This is a genomic window from Microvirga sp. 3-52, assembly GCF_018383585.1.
Taxonomy (GTDB): Bacteria; Pseudomonadota; Alphaproteobacteria; order Rhizobiales; family Beijerinckiaceae; genus Microvirga.
In genome coordinates, this window is the sequence record NZ_JAHAMK010000007.1 from 27,680 (window position 1) to 49,235 (window position 21,556).

Annotated in this window: 23 protein-coding genes; 13 read left to right on the forward strand and 10 right to left on the reverse strand. The window is 61.7% G+C overall.

The features are described from left to right. Positions 1-101 precede the first annotated feature (101 nt). Entirely contained in the window at positions 102-2,378 is a 2,277-nt protein-coding gene (locus KHP60_RS07960; protein WP_213563380.1) for a CDC48 family AAA ATPase, read from the reverse strand. A gap of 190 nt (positions 2,379-2,568) precedes the next feature. Further along, entirely contained in the window at positions 2,569-3,090 is a 522-nt protein-coding gene (locus KHP60_RS07965) for a hypothetical protein (RefSeq protein ID WP_213563381.1), read from the reverse strand. A gap of 189 nt (positions 3,091-3,279) precedes the next feature. Here KHP60_RS07965 and KHP60_RS07970 point away from each other — a divergent pair, with 189 nt between their 5' ends. Both KHP60_RS07970 and KHP60_RS07975 read left to right on the forward strand, forming a co-directional pair. Further along, positions 3,280-3,969, forward strand: coding sequence for an extensin family protein (locus KHP60_RS07970; RefSeq protein WP_213563382.1), 690 nt, complete (start codon positions 3,280-3,282; stop codon positions 3,967-3,969). Positions 3,970-4,034: 65 nt separating this feature from the next. Beyond that, positions 4,035-5,021: a L,D-transpeptidase gene (locus KHP60_RS07975; RefSeq protein WP_213563383.1), complete on the forward strand. Its 987-nt coding sequence runs from the start codon at positions 4,035-4,037 to the stop codon at positions 5,019-5,021. 24 nt (positions 5,022-5,045) lie between these two features. Here the strand turns inward: KHP60_RS07975 and KHP60_RS07980 are convergent, their stop codons facing one another. Beyond that, the gene (locus KHP60_RS07980) at positions 5,046-5,321 is read right to left on the reverse strand and encodes a hypothetical protein (protein ID WP_213563384.1); all 276 of its coding nucleotides are present in this window, start codon (positions 5,319-5,321) and stop codon (positions 5,046-5,048) included. A gap of 222 nt (positions 5,322-5,543) precedes the next feature. Then, on the reverse strand, positions 5,544-5,960 hold the full coding sequence (locus tag KHP60_RS07985; protein ID WP_213563385.1) for a BA14K family protein: 417 nt from the start codon (positions 5,958-5,960) through the stop codon (positions 5,544-5,546). A 462-nt stretch (positions 5,961-6,422) separates the two neighbouring features. On the opposite strand from KHP60_RS07985, the gene KHP60_RS07990 reads away from it, so the two are divergent. From KHP60_RS07990 to KHP60_RS08010, 5 genes are all read left to right on the forward strand, one after another. After that, complete coding sequence (locus KHP60_RS07990) at positions 6,423-6,782, forward strand: hypothetical protein (protein WP_213563386.1); 360 nt, start codon at positions 6,423-6,425, stop codon at positions 6,780-6,782. A 176-nt stretch (positions 6,783-6,958) separates the two neighbouring features. After that, positions 6,959-8,923 (forward strand): PAS domain-containing sensor histidine kinase, encoded by a 1,965-nt coding sequence (locus KHP60_RS07995; protein WP_213563387.1) that lies wholly within the window; start codon positions 6,959-6,961, stop codon positions 8,921-8,923. 13 nt (positions 8,924-8,936) lie between these two features. After that, on the forward strand, positions 8,937-9,980 hold the full coding sequence (locus tag KHP60_RS08000) for a response regulator (protein WP_213563388.1): 1,044 nt from the start codon (positions 8,937-8,939) through the stop codon (positions 9,978-9,980). A gap of 185 nt (positions 9,981-10,165) precedes the next feature. Beyond that, entirely contained in the window at positions 10,166-10,528 is a 363-nt protein-coding gene (locus KHP60_RS08005; protein WP_249688610.1) for a hypothetical protein, read from the forward strand. A 99-nt stretch (positions 10,529-10,627) separates the two neighbouring features. Further along, on the forward strand, positions 10,628-10,822 hold the full coding sequence (locus KHP60_RS08010) for a hypothetical protein (protein WP_152716709.1): 195 nt from the start codon (positions 10,628-10,630) through the stop codon (positions 10,820-10,822). A 129-nt stretch (positions 10,823-10,951) separates the two neighbouring features. Here KHP60_RS08010 and KHP60_RS08015 read toward each other — a convergent pair whose 3' ends face one another. Continuing rightward, complete coding sequence (locus tag KHP60_RS08015; protein WP_173946515.1) at positions 10,952-11,161, reverse strand: DUF2842 domain-containing protein; 210 nt, start codon at positions 11,159-11,161, stop codon at positions 10,952-10,954. A gap of 131 nt (positions 11,162-11,292) precedes the next feature. On the opposite strand from KHP60_RS08015, the gene KHP60_RS08020 reads away from it, so the two are divergent. Further along, the gene (locus tag KHP60_RS08020; RefSeq protein WP_213563389.1) at positions 11,293-12,363 is read left to right on the forward strand and encodes a COX15/CtaA family protein; all 1,071 of its coding nucleotides are present in this window, start codon (positions 11,293-11,295) and stop codon (positions 12,361-12,363) included. A 52-nt stretch (positions 12,364-12,415) separates the two neighbouring features. On the opposite strand, the gene KHP60_RS08025 is transcribed toward KHP60_RS08020, so the two are convergent. Then, positions 12,416-12,823 (reverse strand): DUF1236 domain-containing protein, encoded by a 408-nt coding sequence (locus tag KHP60_RS08025; RefSeq protein WP_213563390.1) that lies wholly within the window; start codon positions 12,821-12,823, stop codon positions 12,416-12,418. Between the two features lie 468 nt (positions 12,824-13,291). Here KHP60_RS08025 and KHP60_RS08030 point away from each other — a divergent pair, with 468 nt between their 5' ends. After that, entirely contained in the window at positions 13,292-13,966 is a 675-nt protein-coding gene (locus KHP60_RS08030; protein ID WP_213563391.1) for a ParA family protein, read from the forward strand. A 201-nt stretch (positions 13,967-14,167) separates the two neighbouring features. Here the strand turns inward: KHP60_RS08030 and KHP60_RS08035 are convergent, their stop codons facing one another. After that, positions 14,168-15,451 (reverse strand): O-acetylhomoserine aminocarboxypropyltransferase, encoded by a 1,284-nt coding sequence (locus tag KHP60_RS08035; protein WP_213563392.1) that lies wholly within the window; start codon positions 15,449-15,451, stop codon positions 14,168-14,170. Positions 15,452-16,025: 574 nt separating this feature from the next. Continuing rightward, positions 16,026-16,601, reverse strand: a complete 576-nt coding sequence (locus tag KHP60_RS08040; RefSeq protein WP_409366264.1) for a CoA-binding protein — start codon at positions 16,599-16,601, stop codon at positions 16,026-16,028. Here KHP60_RS08040 and KHP60_RS08045 point away from each other — a divergent pair. After that, positions 16,600-17,037 carry a PaaI family thioesterase gene (locus KHP60_RS08045; RefSeq protein ID WP_213563393.1) on the forward strand — a complete coding sequence of 146 codons (438 nt, stop codon included), beginning with the start codon at positions 16,600-16,602 and terminating at the stop codon, positions 17,035-17,037. The genes KHP60_RS08040 and KHP60_RS08045 overlap by 2 nt on opposite strands. A gap of 10 nt (positions 17,038-17,047) precedes the next feature. Here KHP60_RS08045 and KHP60_RS08050 read toward each other — a convergent pair whose 3' ends face one another. Beyond that, positions 17,048-17,668, reverse strand: coding sequence for a glutathione S-transferase family protein (locus KHP60_RS08050; protein ID WP_213563394.1), 621 nt, complete (start codon positions 17,666-17,668; stop codon positions 17,048-17,050). Between the two features lie 288 nt (positions 17,669-17,956). On the opposite strand from KHP60_RS08050, the gene rplM reads away from it, so the two are divergent. The 3 genes from rplM (at position 17,957) to argC (ending at position 20,200) form a co-directional block, all read left to right on the forward strand. Further along, a complete protein-coding gene (gene rplM, locus KHP60_RS08055) occupies positions 17,957-18,421 on the forward strand; it encodes a 50S ribosomal protein L13 (protein ID WP_213563395.1) in 465 nt (154 codons plus the stop codon). Positions 18,422-18,423: 2 nt separating this feature from the next. Continuing rightward, positions 18,424-18,900, forward strand: a complete 477-nt coding sequence (rpsI, locus tag KHP60_RS08060) for a 30S ribosomal protein S9 (protein ID WP_152714427.1) — start codon at positions 18,424-18,426, stop codon at positions 18,898-18,900. Between the two features lie 331 nt (positions 18,901-19,231). Beyond that, on the forward strand, positions 19,232-20,200 hold the full coding sequence (argC, locus tag KHP60_RS08065) for an N-acetyl-gamma-glutamyl-phosphate reductase (protein WP_213563396.1): 969 nt from the start codon (positions 19,232-19,234) through the stop codon (positions 20,198-20,200). 154 nt (positions 20,201-20,354) lie between these two features. Here the strand turns inward: argC and KHP60_RS08070 are convergent, their stop codons facing one another. Beyond that, positions 20,355-21,239 (reverse strand): fumarylacetoacetate hydrolase family protein, encoded by an 885-nt coding sequence (locus KHP60_RS08070; RefSeq protein ID WP_213563397.1) that lies wholly within the window; start codon positions 21,237-21,239, stop codon positions 20,355-20,357. Between the last annotated feature and the right edge of the window lie 317 nt (positions 21,240-21,556).

Sequence of the window (21,556 nt, forward strand, 5' to 3'; positions counted from 1 at the left end):
CGCGGGTCTGATGACCCGCGTCTTCCGTATGGACCACATTCGAGCAAAAGCCCCAGGGCAAACTGTGATGCCCCGGGGCTTTTGCTCTTCACGACCGGGGCTTATTCGGCGGCCTGTCTCAAGGGCAGAAATCCGATGGATTGGCGCTGGGGTCCTTCCTGCTTCAGGGTTCGGACCATGTCCTCGTATTCCCGCTCCATCTCCGGCGTGACGGAAGGACGGGTTTCACGCAGCGCCTGTTCAAAGTGAGCCATGGTCACTTGCTCCGCCTGCAGCGACTCCCTCAGGGCGAGGAGGCCGGCGCGGCGAGTGAGATCTTCCAGGTCGGCTCCGGTGAACCGGCTCGTCCGTTCGGCGATCATGTCCAGATCCACGTCCGGACCGAGCGGCATGTCTTTGGCATGGATGCCAAGAATGTGACGGCGTCCCTGAGCGTCGGGAACCGGCACGTAGATCAGTTCGTCGAAGCGACCGGGCCGGAGCAGGGCAGGGTCGATGAGGTTCGGCCTGTTCGTGGCCGCCATGACAACGACGCCTTGCAGTTCCTCGAGGCCGTCCATCTCCGCCAGGATCGTATTGACGACGCGCTCCGTCACCGCCGGCTCTCCGAGGCCGCCACCGCGAATGGGCGCGAGGGAGTCGATCTCGTCGATAAAGATCACCGTGGGGGCAACCTGGCGGGCGCGGGCGAAAAGCCGGGACACCTGCTGCTCCGATTCTCCATACCATTTGGAGAGGAGATCGGAGGATTTCGTCGCGACGAAATTGGCCTGGGCTTCGCGGGCGACGGCCTTCGCCAGCAGCGTCTTTCCGGTGCCGGGAGGGCCGAACAGAAGGAAGCCCTTGGCTGGGCGTATGCCGAGACGACGGAAGGATTCCGGGCTCTTGAGGGGCAATTCCACACCCTCGCGCAGCCGGGTGCGTGCCTCTTCGACGCCGCCGATATCGTCCCAGGTCACGTTGGGGACCTGGATCATGATCTCGCGCAGGGCCGAGGGCTGAACGCGCTTCATGGCATTGGTGAAATCCTGCCGGGTGACCTGCAGGCTCTCCAGCACATCGGACGGGATGCCGTCCCTGAGATTGATGCCCGGCAGAATGCGCCGCAGGGAATCCATGGCCGCCTCGCGCGCGAGGGCTGCAAGATCGGCGCCGACAAACCCGTAGGTGGTGCGGGCGACCTCATCGAGATTCACATCCTCGGCCAGGGGCATGCCCCGCGTATGAATACCAAGGATCTCGCGGCGGCCGGGCTCGTCGGGAACGCCGATGACGATCTCCCGGTCGAAGCGGCCCGGACGGCGAAGGGCCTCGTCGATGGCTTCACGCCGGTTCGTCGCGCCGATCACCACGATGTTCTGGCGCGGCTCCAAGCCATCCATGAGAGTGAGCAGCTGGGCGACGATGCGCCGCTCGACCTCACCCGTGACCTCCTCGCGCTTCGGCGCGATGCTGTCGATCTCGTCGATGAAGATGATGGCAGGCGCGTTCTGCTGCGCCTCCTGGAAAACCTGTCGCAGTCGCTGCTCGGACTCGCCGTAGTGGCGGCCCATGATCTCGGGTCCGGCGATATGGAAGAACTGCGCCTCCGTCTCGTTGGCAACGGCCCGCGCCAGCCGGGTCTTGCCTGTCCCGGGCGGGCCGTAGAGCAGCACCCCCTTCGGCGGATCGATGCCGAGGCGCTGGAACAGTTCCGGATGGCGCAGGGGCAATTCCACCATCTCGCGGACTTGGTCGACCGTGCTGCCGAGGCCGCCGATATCGTCGTAGGTCACGTCGGCACGGCGAGCCTCGCGTGGTTCCTCGAATTGCGGGCGCAGCTCGATCTCTGTCTCGGCCGTCACGTGCACGATGCCGCGCGGCTGGGTCGAAACGACGACGAGGCGGATCTCCTGCAGGCCATAAGCCGGAATGTTGAGGAGGCCGCGCACTTCTTCAGGCAGCCGCGGATCCGCCGAGCGCTGCGAGTAAACCGAGGTGGAAATCACGTCTCCTGCGGTCAGGGGGCGCTGATGGAAAGTGCGTTTCAGGGCGTCTCCCGATCCCTGCAGGCGCAAGCCCTTCTGCGCGGGCGCCAGCACGACGCGTGTCGCCGCGCGGACCTCGGCCCGCTTCACCTCCACGTGATCGCCGCTGCCTACGCCGGCATTGACGCGCTGCAGACCGTCCAGGCGAACGATGTTCAGGCCTTCGTCCTCAGGATAGGGCGTAACGGCGATAGCCGTGGTGTGGCGCTTGCCGATAATCTCGATGGCTTGGCCTTCCTGAGCGCCGATTTCGGCAAGAGCCTGCCGGCTCATGCGCGCGATGCCCCGACCCGAGTCATCCGACCGGGCGTTCGCGACCTGCAGGCGTACACTCTGCCCATCCTCTGCCATTGCTGTCTTCCCATCGTTCGAGCGCTTTTGACGCGACGGCAGGCGAGGGGAAGGGTCTTAAGGCTCAAAGCTTCCCGAGTGCCACGCGTTCGGGGCTTCGCGCGCTGCTGCAAGCTACGAAACCGCAGGGCCAACGCCACATGCTTGGAATTGTTGCAGGCGCAATCCCAGCCACCTGCTCGGTGGAAGGCTAGGACGAGATCCGGTTCGACGGCGCCCAGAGCCGCCTGAGCGACGCTTCCACCTCATCCTCGTCGGAGGGCGACCCGAGCAAGGCGACGGGCGCCGGCATGAAGGGCGCGATGGTGGGAAATTTCGCAGATCCGCCGGCGCTCGCCTCGGAGGCGTCCGAGGGCGGGTCGATGAGCTCCCAGCTGTCGAACAGATCCATGGATGAGTGGCCGGGAAGGTCCGGGCCGAGATAGGGGATGATCTCGATCCAGGGCCTGCCGCTCGGGCGAGGCGTGACCTTCGTGACCCGTCCGAAGAAACGGGTCAGGGGGCAGCGCACGAAGTCGCCGGGACCCGGCATGCGTGTCTTTTCGAACTCCAATGCCGCTTCTGCTTCTTGAAGCTCTGCCCGTAGCTTGGCGACACGCTCCACCAGATCCGCGACACGTTTCGTACAGGGGCTCTCGTGCCCCTGGTTCAGCGTCGATACCAGCGATAAACTCGTATCCGACCCTTTATCCGCCACCAGAAATGTCCTCATGACGGCTCCTCCTCTGATCTGTCGATTTTGGAGCCTCCGGTCCCGAGAGCAAGGCACTCAGAAGACTGAAATGGAACTCAACCTCGGCGCAAGAGGGTTATAGATGGGACGAGCTTGAGAATGGGAGCCGGCATGGGCCTTCGGTGCCGCAGGGGAGGACGTGGAGGGAGCATCATCGGTGTGATCCTGATGCTTGCTTCTGCCGCGCTGGCTCAGGATCCCGAACCGCCGCTGCCTCCGCCGAGGCCGGATCGTCCGGCTGAGCCACAGCCCGCAGAGCATCGTGCGGAGAAGGTGCCGCGGATCGAGACGCCTCTCCGGCAGAAGGCGGATCTCGGCGGCGAGGACAGGGATGCCTGTCTCCAGCGTCTCACGCAACTCGGGCTGCGCTTCGAGACTCGTCCGCCGGTGAAGGAGAACAGTTGCCAGATCGAGAATCCGGTTCTCGTCTCCGCTCTTCCCAACGGCGTCGCGGTCGTGCCGGCATCGCTGATGGCCTGTCCCGTCGCCGAGAGCACCGCACGCTGGATGAGCGAGTCGGTCGCTCCCGAAGCCCAGCGCCAGTTCCAGAGCGCTCCGACGAAACTTCTCATCGGGACCTCGTACCAGTGTCGCGATCAGCGCAACGGAGAAAAGCTGAGCGAGCACGCCTTCGGCAACGGCCTTGATGTGATGGGATTTGAATTCGCCAAGCGCGAGCCGCTGACGATCAGCAGTCGACCGGAAAGTTCTCCCGAAGCGATCTTTCAAGCCGCGATCCGGAAGGCAGCCTGTACGATCTTCAACACGGTGCTCGGTCCGGGCTCGGATGCGGCCCACGGCGACCACCTCCATCTCGATCTGCGTCAGCGCAAGGGTGACTACCGGATTTGCCAATAGGTCCAGGGGAACACGGAGGCCGTCAGAACTTTGTTTGTCCATCATAGTGCCGCTGGAGCCGTCTCATGAAGATCGTTGCGTATGTTGCCCTTGTTGTCGGTGGATTTGTGAATCCGGCTCTGGCCGCGCCTCAGACATTGGACCTGGAAGCCGTGAACAAGGCCGAGTGGTCGGCCAAGGGAGAGAAGGGGAAGGAGATTGATCCAGCTCTCGTCAAGGCGCAGGTCCTGCTCGACCGATCGCATTTCTCGCCCGGCGTCATCGACGGGCACGACGGCGAGAACCTGCGGAATGCCATCAAGGCTTTCGAGAAGGAACGCGGTCTGAAGCCGGACGGGACCCTCGATGAGGAGCTTTGGGCAAAGCTCAATGAGGCGTCGTCCGACCCGGTTTTGGTTGAATACACAACCCGGGACGAGGACGTGAAAGGCCCCTTCGTCACGATCCCGGACAAGTTGGAGGAGCAGGCCGATCTCGACCGGCTCGGCTACTCGAGCCCGGAGGAACTTCTGGCCGAGAGGTTCCATATGGACGTGGATCTGCTCAAGGCCCTGAATCCCGACAAGGCCTTCGATAAATCCGGCACCTCTATCGTCGTCGCCAATGTCGAGACAAAGCCGGCTTCCGAGAAGCCGGACAAAGCCGCGAGAATCGAGATCGTCAAGAGCGAACACATCCTGCGGGTGCTCGGAAAGAACGAGGCCGTGATCGCGGTCTACCCGGCCTCCATCGGCAGCGAGGAGAAGCCGGCGCCCAGCGGTTCGCACAAGGTGCGCGCCGTGGCGCCTAACCCGAATTACACCTATAACCCGGATTACGCTTTCAAGGGCGTGAAGGCCAAGGAGAAGTTCGAGATCAAGCCGGGCCCGAACAACCCGGTCGGGAGCACCTGGATCGACCTCTCGGTCGAGTCCTTCGGTATCCATGGAACGCCCGAGCCCGAGAAAGTCGGCAAGGCCTATTCTCAGGGCTGCGTGAGGCTGACGAACTGGGATGTGGAAGAATTGTCGAAGATGGTCGAGAAGGGGACGCCGGTCGAGTTCGTCGATTAGACCAGCGGCCCCCCACCGAGTGGCTCAATCGTCGTTGGCGGAGTTCAGCTGATCGGGTCTCATGCCCTCGTCGACCTCGGCGTCGTGCGCCTTGACGAGCCATTCCAACTGCTCTTGGACGAAATCGGGATCGCTGTGGAAGCGCATGGCGCAGGCCACGAGAAAGACCGCGATCTCGGGCAGATCCTCTTCGCCCAGATCCGGAAGAATCAGCTCGAGTTCCGTCATGTTGCCGGAGGTCAGGATGGCGGCCTCGTTGGGAGGAATGACGGTACCGGTGCTGTCAGAGTCTTGAGCCATTGAGCTGATCCTAAGCCTTTCATGCGGGAGGAATGCGGCATTGCGAGGGGAGGTTGCCATCGCGGCCGTGTCCCGCCGCCATGCGGGCGGTCTATCTCGCCTTGTTCTAAGGCACAGGTCATCAAGGTAAAGGTTCGACCGTCACTCGGGAGTGGTGAGTGCCCAAGCAAAAGCCCTGCCGCGGGTCTGCGACAGGGCCGGGATGCTGGGTAATCACAGAGGCTACGGATAGGTGCAGACGTAACGCATTCCGTTCGTCGCCAGGAAAGTTCCCGTCCCCGGATCGTAGGAGCGGTACTTGCGTGCGCAATAGGCTGCAACCTGTGGATCGACCGTGCCCGGAGGTGCCGGGACGGCGGGTTGCGCCTGCGCCTGGTTGGCGATTGCGCCGGCGATCAGCGCGCCCGCGGCGATTCCCGCAACGCCGGCGGCAACAGCAGCTCCATTACCACCGCGACGATAGTAATACCGGTCACGATAATAGGGGCGGTAACCGCGGCGGTAATACTGGGCATAGCTCTCGTTCGGGTATGCCTTGTCGATCTGGGGTAGAAGGCGCGTCTGGACAGGGGTGGCGCTGGCGGGCAATGCCGACACGAGCACTGCGGCACCGACCAGGGCCGTCACGAATTTGCGCATATCAAACTCCTCGGTTGCGAAAACTCCGGCAGAGGACCTGCTGATAGTCGGGCGAAATATAACGCTACCGGCCAAGCTCGCACAATCCCGATCTTGACCGAGATATGAAGCTGATCGTTCCAGTGACATTCGTAGTTTCTTCTCGATTGCGAGATGAAACGGACGGCTCAAGTGCAGCAAGTCACTCGGTATTCAACGTTCTGGGTTGCCGCTGCTGATAATTCAGGGTTGGCGTTGTATAAGAACTACTCCAATTGAAGCATAGATATACGTAAATGTGAAACTTTTCATTTGCTTGCGAATGCCTCAAGGAGAGCAGGCTGTTCTTTCTGAAGTGCGCCACTGGATTTTTTGAAATAAATCGCCAATGATGCGAGCGTTCTATTATAATCTCGCGTAGGTTGGGAACTTATGCTCCGCCTCACGGTCCTCATGTCTGTGATTGCCCTTCTCGGAGGCTGGATGCCTTCCTACGCGGCAGAGCCGTTGCTTCCCGCCGAAGGGGCGGTCTTGCCGACGATAGGCGGAACAACGCACCTTTTCGAAGGAATTCCCCTGCGTGCTGTTCCGGAGAGAGTAGGAGGAAAAGAGGCTGCCGTCCGAGCTTCCGCATCGAACGATGATGGGATCGATATCCCTTGGGATGATCTTAAGTACGATCCTTCGATCGCCACGTCGGCGGTTGGGAACCTGTTGAAGGTTCTCGACAAGGGGCCTTTGTGGATCGTCTATCCACGGGACGATCACGGCGCATTGCGCGATGACATTCACGACTCTCGCTGGATCCGGCCGCTCAACTGGCTGCAGATCGTACCGCCATGAAGATCAAGCTGAGAAATTACAGGGGTTCTCTGGTCATTCTCGCGGCGATTGGAGTGCTGGCAATTTCGCTCACGTTTACCGTGTGGCGATTGCTCGACGTCGAGGAGGATTCTCGAGCCGGCGATAGCTATAGTAATTTGTGGGAGATTTCCTAAACGCAGTTCGAGGCATCGGTTATGGCCGAGAGCTTGGCCCGAGCCGCGACGGGAGAAACCTTTGCCAGTCCGGAACAAACTCCTGGCTTTCGATTGGCCATTCTGATCAGCCGGCTGTCGGTTCTCCTGGAGGGGGAGCAGAAAAAGCTGGTCGTCAGGGTCTGGGCTCTCGAAAGCCTCCAAGAGGCTCATCGGCAACTGACCGATGCCGAGCCGCTTTTGGAGCGGGCGATCGATGCACAGACCGCCACCAGGCTGAGAGTACAGGTTCACGATCTTGCCAACGAGCTGAGAGGCATTGCCAATAAAGCCATGCTGCTCAGCCATGAGGAGAAGGCCGAAAAGCGCTCATTGTATCTGCGCTACGTTTTCGAGAGCTTCGCCTACATCATCGGCATTGCGATGAGCGCGGCATTTCTTCTCGTCCGCCTGTTCAAGGGAATGCAGGAGACGACCCAGGCCAAGCAGCTTCTCAAGCAGGAGCAGGAGCTCTCCGATCTGGTCATCAACAATATCAGTGATCAGGGCATCGTCATGTTTGACGCCGAGCTTCGATGCTTGCTCTGGAACCCGGGCATGGAAGACCTGCTGAACATAAAGCCGGATCAGGCTGTCGGACAGCACATGCAGGATCTCGATCCGATCTTCGCGCAGGCGGATGCGATCGGCTCGCTCAGACGGGCCACTGAAGGAGTGAGCTCGATCTTCGAGCACGAAGCATCCTCATCCGATGGGCAGGAACGATGCTTGGAAATCAACTGCTTTCCGGTTTCCATGGCCGAGCGCAGGCTTGGCATCGCCTTCATGCGGGATGTGACTGAGCAGTGGCTGGCTCGCAAGCAGGCGGAGCGCCAGAACTTCGATCTCGAAATCAAGGTGCTCCAGCGGACGGCGGCCCTGCGCCAAGCGGAACGTCGCCTGATTGCGGCGATCAAATCCGCGTCGGAGGGATTTGCCGCCTTCGATTGGACGGGAAAGCTTCTTTTTGCCAACGAGCAGATCTGGGCTGCCGCTCCCGTATCCCTGTGGTGCCAGGACGAGATGGGGCTTTCCAACTTTTTGCAGTGCTTCGCCATGTGCGAAGGCGCGGATATGCGGCTCGTGAACGCGCAGTCTCCGTTCGAGGAGGTCGAACTGGATCTCCTCGTGAAGAAGGATACATGGGCCTGTCTTTCCCTCACCAAAGCCGACGGGGCGACGATCTTCGTGCGTCTGACGGATATCTCGGGATACAAGCAGGTTGCGAAAGCCCTTGAATCGGCCCTCGAGCGCGAACGCGAGACCACCAACGCCTACCGGAACTTCGTGTCCATGGTGTCCCACCAGTTCAGGACGCCACTCGCCATTCTGGATTCCAGCGCCCAGCGCATTCTGCGCCGCGGGGCAGAGCTGACGCAGGACGAGCTTGTCACGCGCGTCCAGAAGATCCGAAACGCCGGCACCCGATTGACACGCCTCGTGGAAAGCGTGCTGAACGCGGCCAAACTCGATGCTGGAACGATCGAGGTCAATCCAGCCTCTTACAATCTGGTCGATCTCGTCATGGACATTTGCGAACGGCAGCGCGAGGTCAGCTCGCAAGCCGATATCCGCTTCGATGTCCCTGATGTTCCCGTCAGGGTCTATTGCGACGGCATGCTCATCGAGCAGGTAGTCGTCAATCTCCTGTCAAATGCCATTAAATATTCAAGCGATACCCCGGTCGTCGCGATCAAGATCTGGATGGACGGATCCCGCGCCTTCTGCTCCGTCCGTGACTGGGGCATCGGAATTCCGGCCGATGAAGTACCGAAGATCTTCGATCGGTTCTACCGCGCTCGTACGGCAACAGGGATTGCCGGGACGGGCATAGGACTGAATTTTGCCCAGAGAATCATGCACTTGCATGGGGGCGACATCCAGGTTGAGAGCTATGAGGCGGCTGGATCCTTGTTCACCTTCGATCTGCCCATAGCCAATGCCGATCAAACGCAACAGGCTGCATGAGTGACCGACTCCCATGAATGATCAAAAAACAATTCTATGCGTCGAAGACGAGGACGATCTGAGAGGCGATATCGCCGAGGAGCTGGAGGCGGCCAATTACCGCGTGCTCCAAGCCGCCAATGGTAGCGAGGCACTCAGTCTCTTGGAACGGCAACGTCCCGATCTCGTCCTCTGCGACATCACCATGCCGGGCCTTGGCGGCTACGATGTGCTCAAGGCCTTGCGTGAGCAGGGCACGATGGCCGATGTCCCGTTCATCTTCCTGACGGCCTTGGCCGAGCGGAATGACGTTCTCAGCGGCAAGCAGGCTGGAGCGGACGATTACCTCGTCAAACCGATCGATTATGAGATTTTGCTGGCGACCATCGCCGCCCGTCTCGATCAGGTCGCTCGCGTTCAGACGAGCGCCGTCCACAGGGCCGAGGAATCCTGGCAGGAGATCCTGAAATCCTCCAAGGGCCGTACGGTCGACGCCCTCTACAAGGCGACCTTTGCCTTCGACCGCTTCCTCGTCGGTGTGGTGATTGTCGACGAGACCGGCGCCATCCGCGTGATGAACAAGGAGGCGCAGCGTATCCTGTCCGAGGACGACGGCTTGATTGCCTCGCAGGGCATCCTGAAGGGCTCTGTGGCCAAGCAGAACAGCAAGCTCTATTCGGCCATCGAAAAGGCATTCGAGGAGGAGGCTCTGGACGAGATCGTCTCGTTCCCGCGGATCTCGGGCGGTCGGCCGTACCTCGTTCTGATCCCCGGACAGCGTTTCACCGTGGAGGAGAGGCCGGAGGCCGTCGTCGTGCTCGTCATCGATACGGAGCAGCGCGCCAAAGTCTCCGGCGATACGCTTGTCCGGCTTTACAACCTGACGCCCTCCGAGACCCGGGTGGCTCTCATGCTGATCGACGGCAAGCGCCTGGACCAGATTGCCGAAGAGCTCGAAGTCGCTCAGACCACAGTCGTCTTCCATCTGAAGAACCTGTTCCGGAAGACCGATACCAACCGTCAGGCGGACCTGGTCCGTGTGCTTCTGTCGGTACCGCTGCGCAGTACCGGCGCGTGACGGGTGCGGGCTAGACTCGTTAAGAGGCGAGGGATTGCATTAAGAGCTTGATCACCATTCCGGCAAGATCGGCTTCAGTCCAAGCTTTGCCACATTCCGTTCAGCTTTCAGAGAGGTTTTGAACAGTATATCTCATGACATGAAGGGGAAGGCATGTGGCCTCCCTCCTGTCGTAGGTGATGGTCATGAAGATCCTCCGTCTTGTTTCCGGTACAGCTGCGGCTCTGGCGCTGGTCACCGGCCTGGCTGCCGCCCAACCGGCTGCAGCGCGTGATCGCCTGTCTCCCGGTGCCACCGTGGCACTCGGGGCTCTGGGAGGTCTTGCCGTCGGCGCTGCCGTTGGAGCGGCAGTCGCCCAGCCGCAGCCTCCGGTGGTCTATCGGGCACCTCCTCCGCCCCCGCCGCCGGTCTACGTCGAGGAGCGCGCGCCGGTCTATTATGAGCGCCCGGTCCGCGAAGTTTATGTGGAGCGCTGCACGACCGAGCGCTATCGGGAATGGGTACCCGGATGGGGCTGGGAGCACCGGTCCCGCAGGATTTGCCGTTAACCCGAGATGGCCCGCTTTCAGCGGGCCTTTTCTTTTCCGCCCAGGCAACTCGGATTCCGCCTCCGCGTTGATCGCATGTAAACTCATGCGAGCTTAGCCATGACCAGCACACCGAAAGATCAGGCCGGTTCCGATCAGACGAAGCTTAATCCCGGCGATCAGGCCGAGCCGGGAACTCCTGGAGCGGGCGAGAACGTGTGTCCCGAATGCAAGGGCAGCGGCCGCATCGGCGTCACGCCATGCCCGATTTGCGGCGGTACGGGCACGATCATCGAGGGAATCGGCGGCGCTTAGCATCCGACCCGAATGTGGGATCCGCATTCGGGATCTGTCGGATGTTCATCTTAGGGGCCGGCTCATCGTTCCTCGCGGCAAACCGGACCTACTTCTCGCTGACGCGGCCCGTCGGGTCCGGGCGATTTGCTAGGACTTGTCCGGCTTCGCCATCCAGCGGACCAGCGGCATGAGCGGGACGATCCAGATCAGGCCGAGCACGATATAGGCGACGGTCTGAAGCAGTTTTGGGGCCTGCGTGATCCGGCCTTCTGCAACGGCCATCGCGAACAGCGCATAGAAGATGATGAAGGCCAGCATCACGACTGTGCCGATCAGCTTGCGCAAGCGAATGCCCATGGCCGAATTCCCTGTATCATCAACATCGCGCTGTAACGGTGCGTCACCGGCATGAATTGCCTACGGGACGCATAGCCTCTATGTGACGTCCGTACCCCGGGTTCAAGCCCTAATCGACGATGAGAGTGAGCATGGCTGTCGCAGCCTCCACTGAGGGCGTGTCTTTAGCGCGCGTGCCTCAAAGCCGATCCCTGTCCGCCGTCCGCACCTGGATCTATTGCCTCGCCGCCTTGGTTGTCCTGATGGTTGCGGTCGGCGGGGCCACGCGCCTGACAGGCTCCGGTCTCTCGATCACGGAGTGGAAGCCCGTCACCGGCGCCATTCCGCCGCTGACCGAGCAGGCCTGGACGGCGGAATTCGAGAAATACCGGCAGATTTCACAATATGAACTCGTCAACAAGGGCATGACCCTGTCGGAGTTCAAATTCATCTATGCCTGGGAGTGGGGGCACCGGCAGCTCGGCCGTTTGATCGGTCTTGTCTTTTTTCTGCCGCTGGTCTGGTTCTGGGCGAGGGGGGTGATCAAGGGCAGGCTGGCTCTGGCCCTGCTGGGCATCGGAGCCCTGGGAGGCCTTCAAGGCGCCATCGGCTGGATCATGGTGGCATCCGGTCTGGGCCCCGGCATGACGGCCGTCGCCCCGATCAAGCTAGCCTTGCACCTGACGGTGGCCAGCCTCATTCTGGCCTGCCTCATCTGGGTCGCGTTGGGGCTGAAGGATCGTTCCCGATCCGACGGGCAGGAGGTGCGGGCCGGATATGCACCCCGCATCCTCGTCGGACTGATCCTGCTCCAGATCGCGCTTGGTGGCCTCGTGGCCGGCTCGAAGGCCGGCCTGACCTATAACACCTGGCCTCTGATGGATGGCGCTCTCGTTCCGCCGGCCTCTGCCCTGTTCATCGTCAATCCCTGGATCGAAAATTTCGTCGACAACGTCATCCTGGTTCAGTTCAACCATCGCCTCGTGGCCTATGCCATCGTCGCTTTCGCCGTGTGGCACGCCTGGATGGTCCATCGGCAGGCTCCGACCTCAAAGACCGCCGGTCGCGCGACGGGCATGGCCGGTTTGATCCTGTCGCAGGTGGCCCTTGGGATCGTGACTCTGCTGCTCGCGGTGCCGCTATGGGCCGGATTGGCGCATCAGGTCTTCGCCATGGCCGTGCTTGCCATGGCCGTCGTCCATGCCCGCTTGAGCAGGATTTGACATAGGAAAAGGGCGGCCGTAGAGGCCGCCCTGAACTCGACTCCGCCGGGACTTAGCGGACGATCTGGACGATGCGGCGGGTGCCGGGCTCGACTAGAACCGGGGTATCGTTCACGACCGTATAGCGATAGTTGCTCACGCCGTATTCGGCCGGAACCTCATAATACTGCACGCCGGAAGCCGGGAGGGTCGCACCGACGCGAACCTCTTCCGTGTAGCGGTAGGACGGAACGCCCTGGGTCACCACATACTGGCGGAACTGCGGCTGCTGCTGGTCGGCGAGACCGCCTACGATCGCGCCCGTCACGCCGCCGATGGCCGCGCCAACCGGACCGCCGACGATGGCACCGCCCACGGCCCCGGTGGTCGCACCGGCAGCGGCGCCGCCGGACTGAGCGAAGGCGCCAACCGGTACAAGGGCCGCGAGAACAGCGCCTGCAAACAAGATCTTCTTAGACATTTGTCAGCTCCTAAACTGGTGAAGTCTGGAGCTTAACGGCCAAGCAGAAGGGTGGTTCCGTCTCTGAAAACGTGTTTCAGCTTAGGAATTCATGGAAAGCTTCACTGGATATACATTCATTGCAAAGCTTGAGCGGTGGCCTGTGCAGGGAAGATCATCTGTGAACAGATCTCGACAATTCCAGCTGGTCCTCTTTAATTCGGCTTTCCGAGGATCTGCCTTCTGCGGAGGCGTTTTTGGGCTCAAGTCAGGCGCTTGGCGACGACGTTCATGAAACAGCGCAAATCCAACCTGACGTGGATAAACGGCTGCCGATTGAGCAGTCGAAGTCGTTGAGCCAGAAAAATCGCAGTGGGAATACGGCAGGAATTAGGAAATCAGTACTTGCTCTGCTACAGGTGAACAATATTAAGATAGGCTTAACCCCTAGGTTCAGGGCTGTCGGAACAGGCTTATGAGGAGTCAGGCATGAATGTGCTGGTCTTTGCTTCGCGGAAAGGCGGTTCGGGTAAGAGCACGCTTGCTGCTCACCTCGCGAGTTATATCGCCAACCCTTCGCGCCCCACGTTGCTGATCGATAATGATCCGCAGGGCTCCTTGTCCCTCTGGCACAAGATCCGCAATCAGGAGTATCTGGGCCTCAAGCACAATGTGCGCAACATAGCCGAGGCCATCAGGGAAGCGAAACGCGAAGGCTACGAGTGGGTTCTCGTCGATACGCCGCCGAACAAGTCTTCGATCGTCGCCGAAGCGATCAAGCAGGCGACTCTCGTGATCATTCCCGCGCGCGCGAGCCTGTTCGACATCGCGGCTCTGCAGGATACGGTCGCCCTCGCTCGCGAACATCGCAAGCCTTACGCCGCGGTGATCAATGCCGCTCCGGCCAAGCACGGGGATACCGAGGCCCATGTGGTTGCGGACGCGCGTGGCGCCCTGAATGCGCTCCAGGTTCCGGTCTGGGCCGGCCAGATCACGCATCGCCCTGAACTCACGCTCTCCCTTGCAACGGGCGAGGGCGCACGGGAATACGATGCGAATTCCCAAGGAGCCGATGAAATCGGCCGCCTTTGGACGGCTCTCGAGCGTTCGCTCAATGCGATCCACAACACCTACAAGAAAGCCGGCGCGTCGCGCGCTGCGTAAGTGGCGAGTTTCATCTCAGCAAAAAGGGCGGCTCTCGGGCCGTCCTTTTTGTTTGCCAAATCATCGTAGGACGGCTCTTTCCCGTCATCACCGGCCTCGTGCCGGTGATCCCGATCAGACGGGCGTGACGCTTCACAAAATCGGGATGGCCGGGACACGCCCGGCCATGACGAGGTGAGGCTTTGAAATGGAGGACGGGGACTACGCTGCGTCAAGAGCTTGGTTGAGGTCGTCGATCAGGTCCTGCGTGTCCTCGAGGCCGATGGAGAGCCGCACCACCTCCGGGCCTGCTCCGGCCTGCGTCTTCTGCTCGTCAGTGAGCTGGCGGTGCGTGGTCGAGGCCGGGTGGATCACCAGGGAGCGGGTGTCGCCGATATTGGCCAGGTGCGAGAAGAGCTTGAGGTTCGAGACCAGTTTCACGCCTGCCTCGTAGCCGCCCTTCAGGCCGAAGGTGAACACCGCGCCGGCGCCCTTGGGGCAATATTGCTTGGCGAGGTTGTGGTAGCGGTCCGAGCGCAGGCCCGGATAGCTGACCCACGAGACCTTGCCGTGGCCTTCCAGGTGCTCGGCGACGGCCAGGGCATTGTCCGAATGGCGTTGCATGCGCAGCGGCAGGGTCTCGATGCCATTGAGGATCAGGAAGGCGTTGAACGGCGACAGCGCCGGGCCGAGGTCCCGCAGGCCGAGCACGCGGCAGGCGATGGCGAAGCCGAAATTGCCGAAGGTTTCACCGAGCACCATGCCGGCATATTCCGGGCGAGGCTTGGACAGCATGGGATAGCGGTCGTCGCCGGCAAAGTTGAACGAACCACCATCGACGATCACGCCGCCGATCGAGTTGCCATGGCCCCCGAGGAACTTGGTGGCCGAATGGACGATTATGTCCGCGCCGTGCTCGAAGGGGCGGATCAGGTAGGGCGAGGCCATCGTGTTGTCGACGATGAAGGGAATGCGGTGCTTCTTGGCGATGGCCGCGATGGCCTGGAGATCGACGATCACGCCGCCCGGATTGGCGATGGACTCGACGAAGATCGCCTTGGTCTTCGGAGTGATGGCCGCCTCGAAGGAGGACGGATCGTCCGAATCGGCCCAGACCACGTTCCAGGCGAAGTTCTTGTAGGCGTGGTTGAACTGGTTGATCGATCCGCCATAGAGCTTCTTGGCGGCAACGAACTCGTCGCCGGGCTGGAGCAGAGTGTGGAAGACCAGGAATTGCGCCGCATGACCCGAGGCGACGGCCAGGGCTGCGGTGCCGCCTTCCAGGGCCGCGACGCGCTCCTCGAGAACGGAGCAGGTCGGGTTCCCGATGCGGGAATAGATGTTGCCGAAAGCCTGCAGGCCGAAGAGCGACGCCGCATGGTCCACATCGTCGAACACGAAGGACGTGGTCTGATAGATCGGAGTCGCGCGGGCACCGGTCGCAGCATCAGGAGCCGCTCCGGCATGAATGGCGAGCGTGTTGAAGCCTGGCAGACGGTCGGTCATGATTGCGCGTTCCTTTAGGGAGTGAAGGCGTTCTATTTAAAGAACGCATCGTTCTTCCGTCAAGGAGCGTCTTGGGTCGCCTCGCTCCCAGTCCGCATGGTGGCGCTGCCCGCATTCTCTCGTTTGCCCTCATCCTTGGGACGCGGCGCTGAGGCTCTGTCGCGCATGGCCAGGGCATTTCCGGGGCATTCGGTGCCCTCCTTCGACATGGTGCTTTCGAGAGGGCGCTTCGAGCCTCCTCATGATGAGGTCCGTTGCTCCGGGTGCGGGGATCGCTCGAACGCAAATGGCCGAGACAGGCCCGGCCGTGACGGCAGGAGGAGGGGGGCGAGTGGATGATGGACGACGCCGGATGAGCCGCAGCCTTTCACTCCTCCCTCCCTCGTCATCACCGGCCTCGTGCCGGTGATCCCGATCCGAAAAGCGCGGCGCCTCTCGGCATCGGGATGGCCGGGTCAAGCCCGGCCATGACGAAGGTGGATGGAATTCCCGGACGAGAACGCCCCGGCGGCAGGGAATCCAACGCCTTGAACCTCATGCGGGTCCTCTCGAGGCCTATTGGGGCGGGGTCCGCTCAGGGTCGATTGAGACTGAGCTTCTGGAAGCCCTTGCCGGAGAGAACCGGCTTCTTCGAACTCAGCATCCGCGAGTTCACGCCCTGCCAGGAAATTTCGCCGGAGAGGCGCCCGAACTCGATCTTCGGGCAGCGGTCCATGACGACCTTCAGGCCCCTGGCCTCGGCCTTGGCGGCCGCTTCGTCGTTGCGCACGGAGAGCTGCATCCAGAGCACCTTGGGCAGCGGATCGAGGGCCAGGGCTTCGTCCGTGATCGGGCCGGCGGCCTCCGAGTTGCGGAAGATCTCGACCATGTCGATGGGGAAGGGCACGTCCTTCAGGGAGGCATAGACGGGTTTGCCGAGAAGCCCGCCGCCGGCCAGCCCCGGATTGATCGGAATCACGTCGTAGCCGCGCTCCAGCAGGTACTTGGTGACGATCCAGCTCGGACGCGCCGGGTTCGACGAGGCGCCGACCAGCGCGATGGTCTTCACGCTGTTGAGGATGCCGCGGATATAATCGTTCGGGTAATTGCTGTGATCCATGGCGAGAACGTATGGGATGGGGCAGGGCAGTTCAATGAGCATTTGACGCATGGCTTCGCATCACCCGATCATGACCAAGGACGACTTGACGGCATTTCTGGACCGGGAATTCCCGCAGATGCATGCGGGAGGCAGGACCTATTTCGTGGATGAGATCGGGCCGCTCTCCGCCCGGATGCGCATGACCTATCACGAGCGCCATCTGCGGCCCGGGGGGACCATCTCCGGCCCGGCCATGATGGGGCTGGCGGACCTTGCCCTTTACGCGGCGATTCTCGCCCATATCGGCCCCGTGGCGCTCGCCGTCACCACGAGCCTCAATTTCAATTTCCTGCGCAAGCCCGAGCCGCGCGACCTGCTCGCCTATTGCCGTCTGCTGAAGCTCGGCAAGCGCCTCGCGGTCGGGGAGGTATCGATCTATTCCGAGGGCAATGCCGACGTGGTCTGCCATGCGACCGGGACCTATTCGATCCCGGATCGTCGTTAGGCGGATTTCCTCAAGCCTTCGGTGGCACGAGAGCATCATCGATCTCCCGTGCCCGAACGGCCGCGGGACGCGAACTGATCCGCTGCCAATAGGCCTCGAAGGCCGGCCGCTTCTCCAGCGTGCCGAACATCATGCCCCAGCCGATCTGCGAGCCGACATAGACGTCGGCCGCACTGAAGCGGTCGCCTGCAATGTATTCGGACTGGGTGACGGCATAGTCCAGGGCGTCGACCACATTCTCGATGCTGCCGTAGCCGATGGCGCGCTGCCGGTCGGCCGGGACCTCGAAACCGAAGGCCTTGTTGCTCAGGGCTGCTTCGACCGGGCCGGCTGCAAAGAACATCCAGCGGTAATAGGCGGCCCTGTCCCCGGTCGGCGGGGCAAGTCTCGCCTCGGGAAAGGTATCGGCCAGATAGGCGCAGACGGCGGCGGCCTCGGTGACGATCTTCCCCTTGTGGAGGATTGCCGGCACCTTCCCCATGGGATTGACCGCCAGATAACCGGGGGCTTTCATGTCCGTTCCGAAGGCCAGGATCTCCGTCCGGTAGTCGCAGCCCGTTTCCTCCAGCATCCAGCGGGCGATACGGCCGCGAGACATGGGATTTGTGAAGAAGATCAGTTCGTCGGTCATCGGGAGCCCCTTGAATCGGCAGAAGAGAACGTGCCGTCATCCTCGAGCATAGCGGCTATTTCCGAAGAGCCAAGAATCGGTGTGGTATCATGGCACCGTACGTGTGGTAGCAAGACACCACATCCACGCTAATGTTTGTTTTATAAGGGTTTTGTGCATCTCAATCATCTGAAAATGATGTTGACTTTGATGCCTGATATTACTAAACAGCCGTCACTCGCCGTCGCATCTCGCGGCGGTTTGTCGTTTCAGAACCTGAGCCATTTGGCTCCAACGGGATACAGCGCAATGAAGACTACGACTTCGCTGAAGCCCGCCGATGTCGACAAGAAGTGGGTTGTGATCGACGCGAAAGGCCTCGTTGTGGGCCGTCTCGCTTCGGTCGTTGCCATGCGCCTGCGTGGCAAGCACAAGGCGAGCTACACGCCCCACGTCGACTGCGGCGACAATGTCATCGTCATCAACGCCGACAAGGTGGTGTTCACCGGCCGCAAGCGCGAGCAGAAGGTGTACTACCACCACACTGGTTATCCAGGCGGCATCAAGGAGCGCACTGCCAAGTTCATTCTCGACGGCCGCTTCCCTGAGCGCGTGGTCGAGAAGGCTGTGGAGCGCATGCTCCCCCGTGGCCCGCTTTTCCGTCAGATCATGGGCAACCTGCGTGTCTATGGCGGCGCTGAGCATCCGCATACCGCTCAGCAGCCGGAAGTGCTGGATGTCGCGGCCCTCAACAGCAAGAATGTGAGAGCATAATCATGGCGACCCTCCAGTCTCTCGCCGATCTCGGCACCAACGCCCAGGCCGCCGCTCCGGAAGCTCCGAAGCACGTCCAGAAGCTCGACTCGCTCGGCCGCGCCTATGCCACCGGCAAGCGCAAGGACGCAGTCGCTCGCGTGTGGATCAAGCCTGGTTCCGGCAAGATCGTGATCAACGGCCGTACGGTCGAAGTCTACTTCGCCCGTCCCGTGCTTCGCATGATCCTCGCCCAGCCGCTCCAGATCGCCCAGCGCGAAGGCCAGTACGACATCACCGTCAACGTTGACGGCGGCGGTCTCTCCGGCCAGGCCGGCGCGGTCCGTCACGGCCTCGCCAAGGCGCTGACCTACTACGAGCCGGAGCTTCGCGGCCCGCTCAAGAAGGAAGGCTTCCTGACCCGCGACCCGCGTGTCGTCGAGCGCAAGAAGTACGGCAGGAAGAAGGCCCGCCGCAGCTTCCAGTTCTCGAAGCGCTAAGGCCTCTTCAGGCAGATATTCCGGAAAGGGCGGCCCTCGGGCTGCCCTTTTTGTTTCGGGTGTGCCGGAGCCCGTCCCCCCGCCGAAAGGCCCGGGCCGAGAAGCGGCCGCGCTTGTTGACAGGATCGGCCGCCTGTTTCATACAAGCTCCATGAACAACGTCACGCTGATCCTCCGACGCCGATCGAACGCTGCCTTGGCGCGAGCGCGATAACGGCTGTCCGAAGCCTGACCGCAAGCCGCGCCGATGCGCGGCTTTTTTGTTTCTGAAACCTTGTGGGGCGCAAGCGTTTCGCCCTATCTCCAGCAGCGACGACAGATTGGATCGACCATGACCGCAGCGCTCGACAGATCATCAGGCCTCGGCCAGCAAACCAAAACCGTCTTCATCGACGGGGAGGCTGGCACGACTGGGCTCGGCATCCGCGAGCGTCTCACGGATGTGTCCGGTGTCGCCATCCGCAGCATCGATCCCGCACGTCGCAAGGATCCGGCGGCAAAACGCGAGATCCTGGCCGAAGTCGATCTCGTGGTGCTCTGCCTGCACGACGATGCGGCGCGGGAAACCGTGAGCCTTGTCGATGGACTGAGCGGCAGGAAGCCGAAAGTCCTCGATGCGAGCACGGCACACCGGGTCAGCCCCGGCTGGGTCTATGGCTTCGCCGAACTCGATCCGGGGCAGCGGGAGGCCATCGTCCACGCGGACCGGGTGGCTAATCCCGGCTGCTACCCGACCGGCGCGATCGCCCTCATCCGCCCGCTGATCGATGCAGGTCTCATCCCGGCCGATTATCCGGTCAGCGTGAACGCCGTCAGCGGCTACAGCGGCGGCGGGCGCTCGATGATCGAGGCCTATGAAGCGGGCACGGCCCCGGCCTTCGAGCTCTACGGCCTCGGCTTCGAGCACAAGCACGTGCCCGAACTGCAGCAATACACCGGCCTGACCCGGCGACCGATCTTCATTCCGTCCGTGGGCAATTTCCGGCAGGGCATGTTGGTGAGCGTACCGCTTCATCTCGACCTGCTGCCCGGCAGGCCGGGAGCCGAGGATCTCGAGGCGGCGCTTCTGAAGCACTATCAGGGCGGCGGCCTCGTCAGCGTCGTGCCCACCATCCGGGACGGCAAGAAGATCGAGCGGATCGAGCCGGAGGCCCTGAACGACACCGACCGGCTGGAGCTCTTCGTCTTTCAGCACGACAGCTACAACCATGCCGTCCTGGTGGCGAGGCTGGACAATCTCGGCAAGGGCGCGTCGGGTGCCGCCGTGCAGAATATTCAGCTCATGCTGGGTCTGATTTAAGACCTGTCAGCCCCATCGCACGAAGTGCGGGAATGACATCTCACGTCATCACCGGCCTTGTGCCGGTGATCCCGATCCTGTGGAGCGCGGCGCCTCACCGCATCGGGATGGCCGGGTCAAGCCCGGCCTGACGTGGGAGTATGTGACCCAGCCGTCAGTGCCCCTTCCAGCTCTTGCTGGTATCCACCGCATGTCCCTCGAAGGCGACGAAGCGTTGACGCTGCTCGCCCAGGCCCTCGATGCCGAGCGACACCACATCCCCGGCCTTGAGGTAGCGCTGTGGCTTCATGCCCATGCCCACGCCGGGCGGGGTGCCGGTGGTGATCACGTCGCCGGGCTCCAGGATCATGAAGTGCGAGACGTAGGAGACGATCTGCGCCACGTTGAAGATCATGGTCTTGGTCGAGCCGTTCTGCACGCGCTCGCCGTTCACGTCGAGCCACATGGAGAGGTTCTGCGGATCGGGGATCTCGTCCCTGGTGACGAGCCACGGGCCGAGCGGACCGAAGGTCGGGCAGCCCTTGCCCTTGGTCCAGGTGCCGCCGCGCTCCAACTGGTATTCACGTTCGGACACGTCGTTGCACACGCAGTAGCCGGCCACGAAGTCGAACGCCTCGTTGGCCCCGACATAGGAGGCTCGCTCGCCGATGACGATGGCGAGTTCCACTTCCCAATCGGTCTTCTGGGACCCGCGCGGGATGATCACGTCGTCGTTGGGGCCGACGATGCAGGACGGGGCCTTGTTGAAAACGATCGGTTCCGCCGGAATGGCTGCTCCGGTCTCGGCCGCATGGTCGGCGTAGTTCAACCCGATGGCGATGAAGTTGCGGACCTGTCCAACACAGGCGCCCAGGCGCTGGCCCGACGGGGCGACCGGAAGGGTGCTCGGATCGGTCTTGCGGATGCGATCGAGCGTTTCGGACGACAGGGTTGCGCCGGTAATGTCGGCGACGAGCCCCGAGAGGTCGCGAATCTGCCCGCTGGAATCGACAAGTCCCGGTTTCTCCTGTCCAGCATCCCCAAATCTCACCAGCTTCATCAAGCGCTCCTCTCGTTAGGGCATGGGCATATCTGGCGCGAATGCGCCCCGCTACAATGCACGTTCTAGACGCAAATATGTTGCTGTTGTGCCACGGATGCCCACAAAGTGTTGGACTTCCACTCATCCGTCCGAGGTATCTGAACTCAAGATGAAAGCCGACTATACATCTGTTTACATGTGAACCGTCTATCCGTACTTTCACATTTCTCAATGCTAACAAAGTATTGCAAAGTATAAATCGGTAATTACAGGTTGAATTTAGAAAATCTTAACGTGTCGTTTGACGCTCATGAAAAGATTGCGGCCAAATTTAA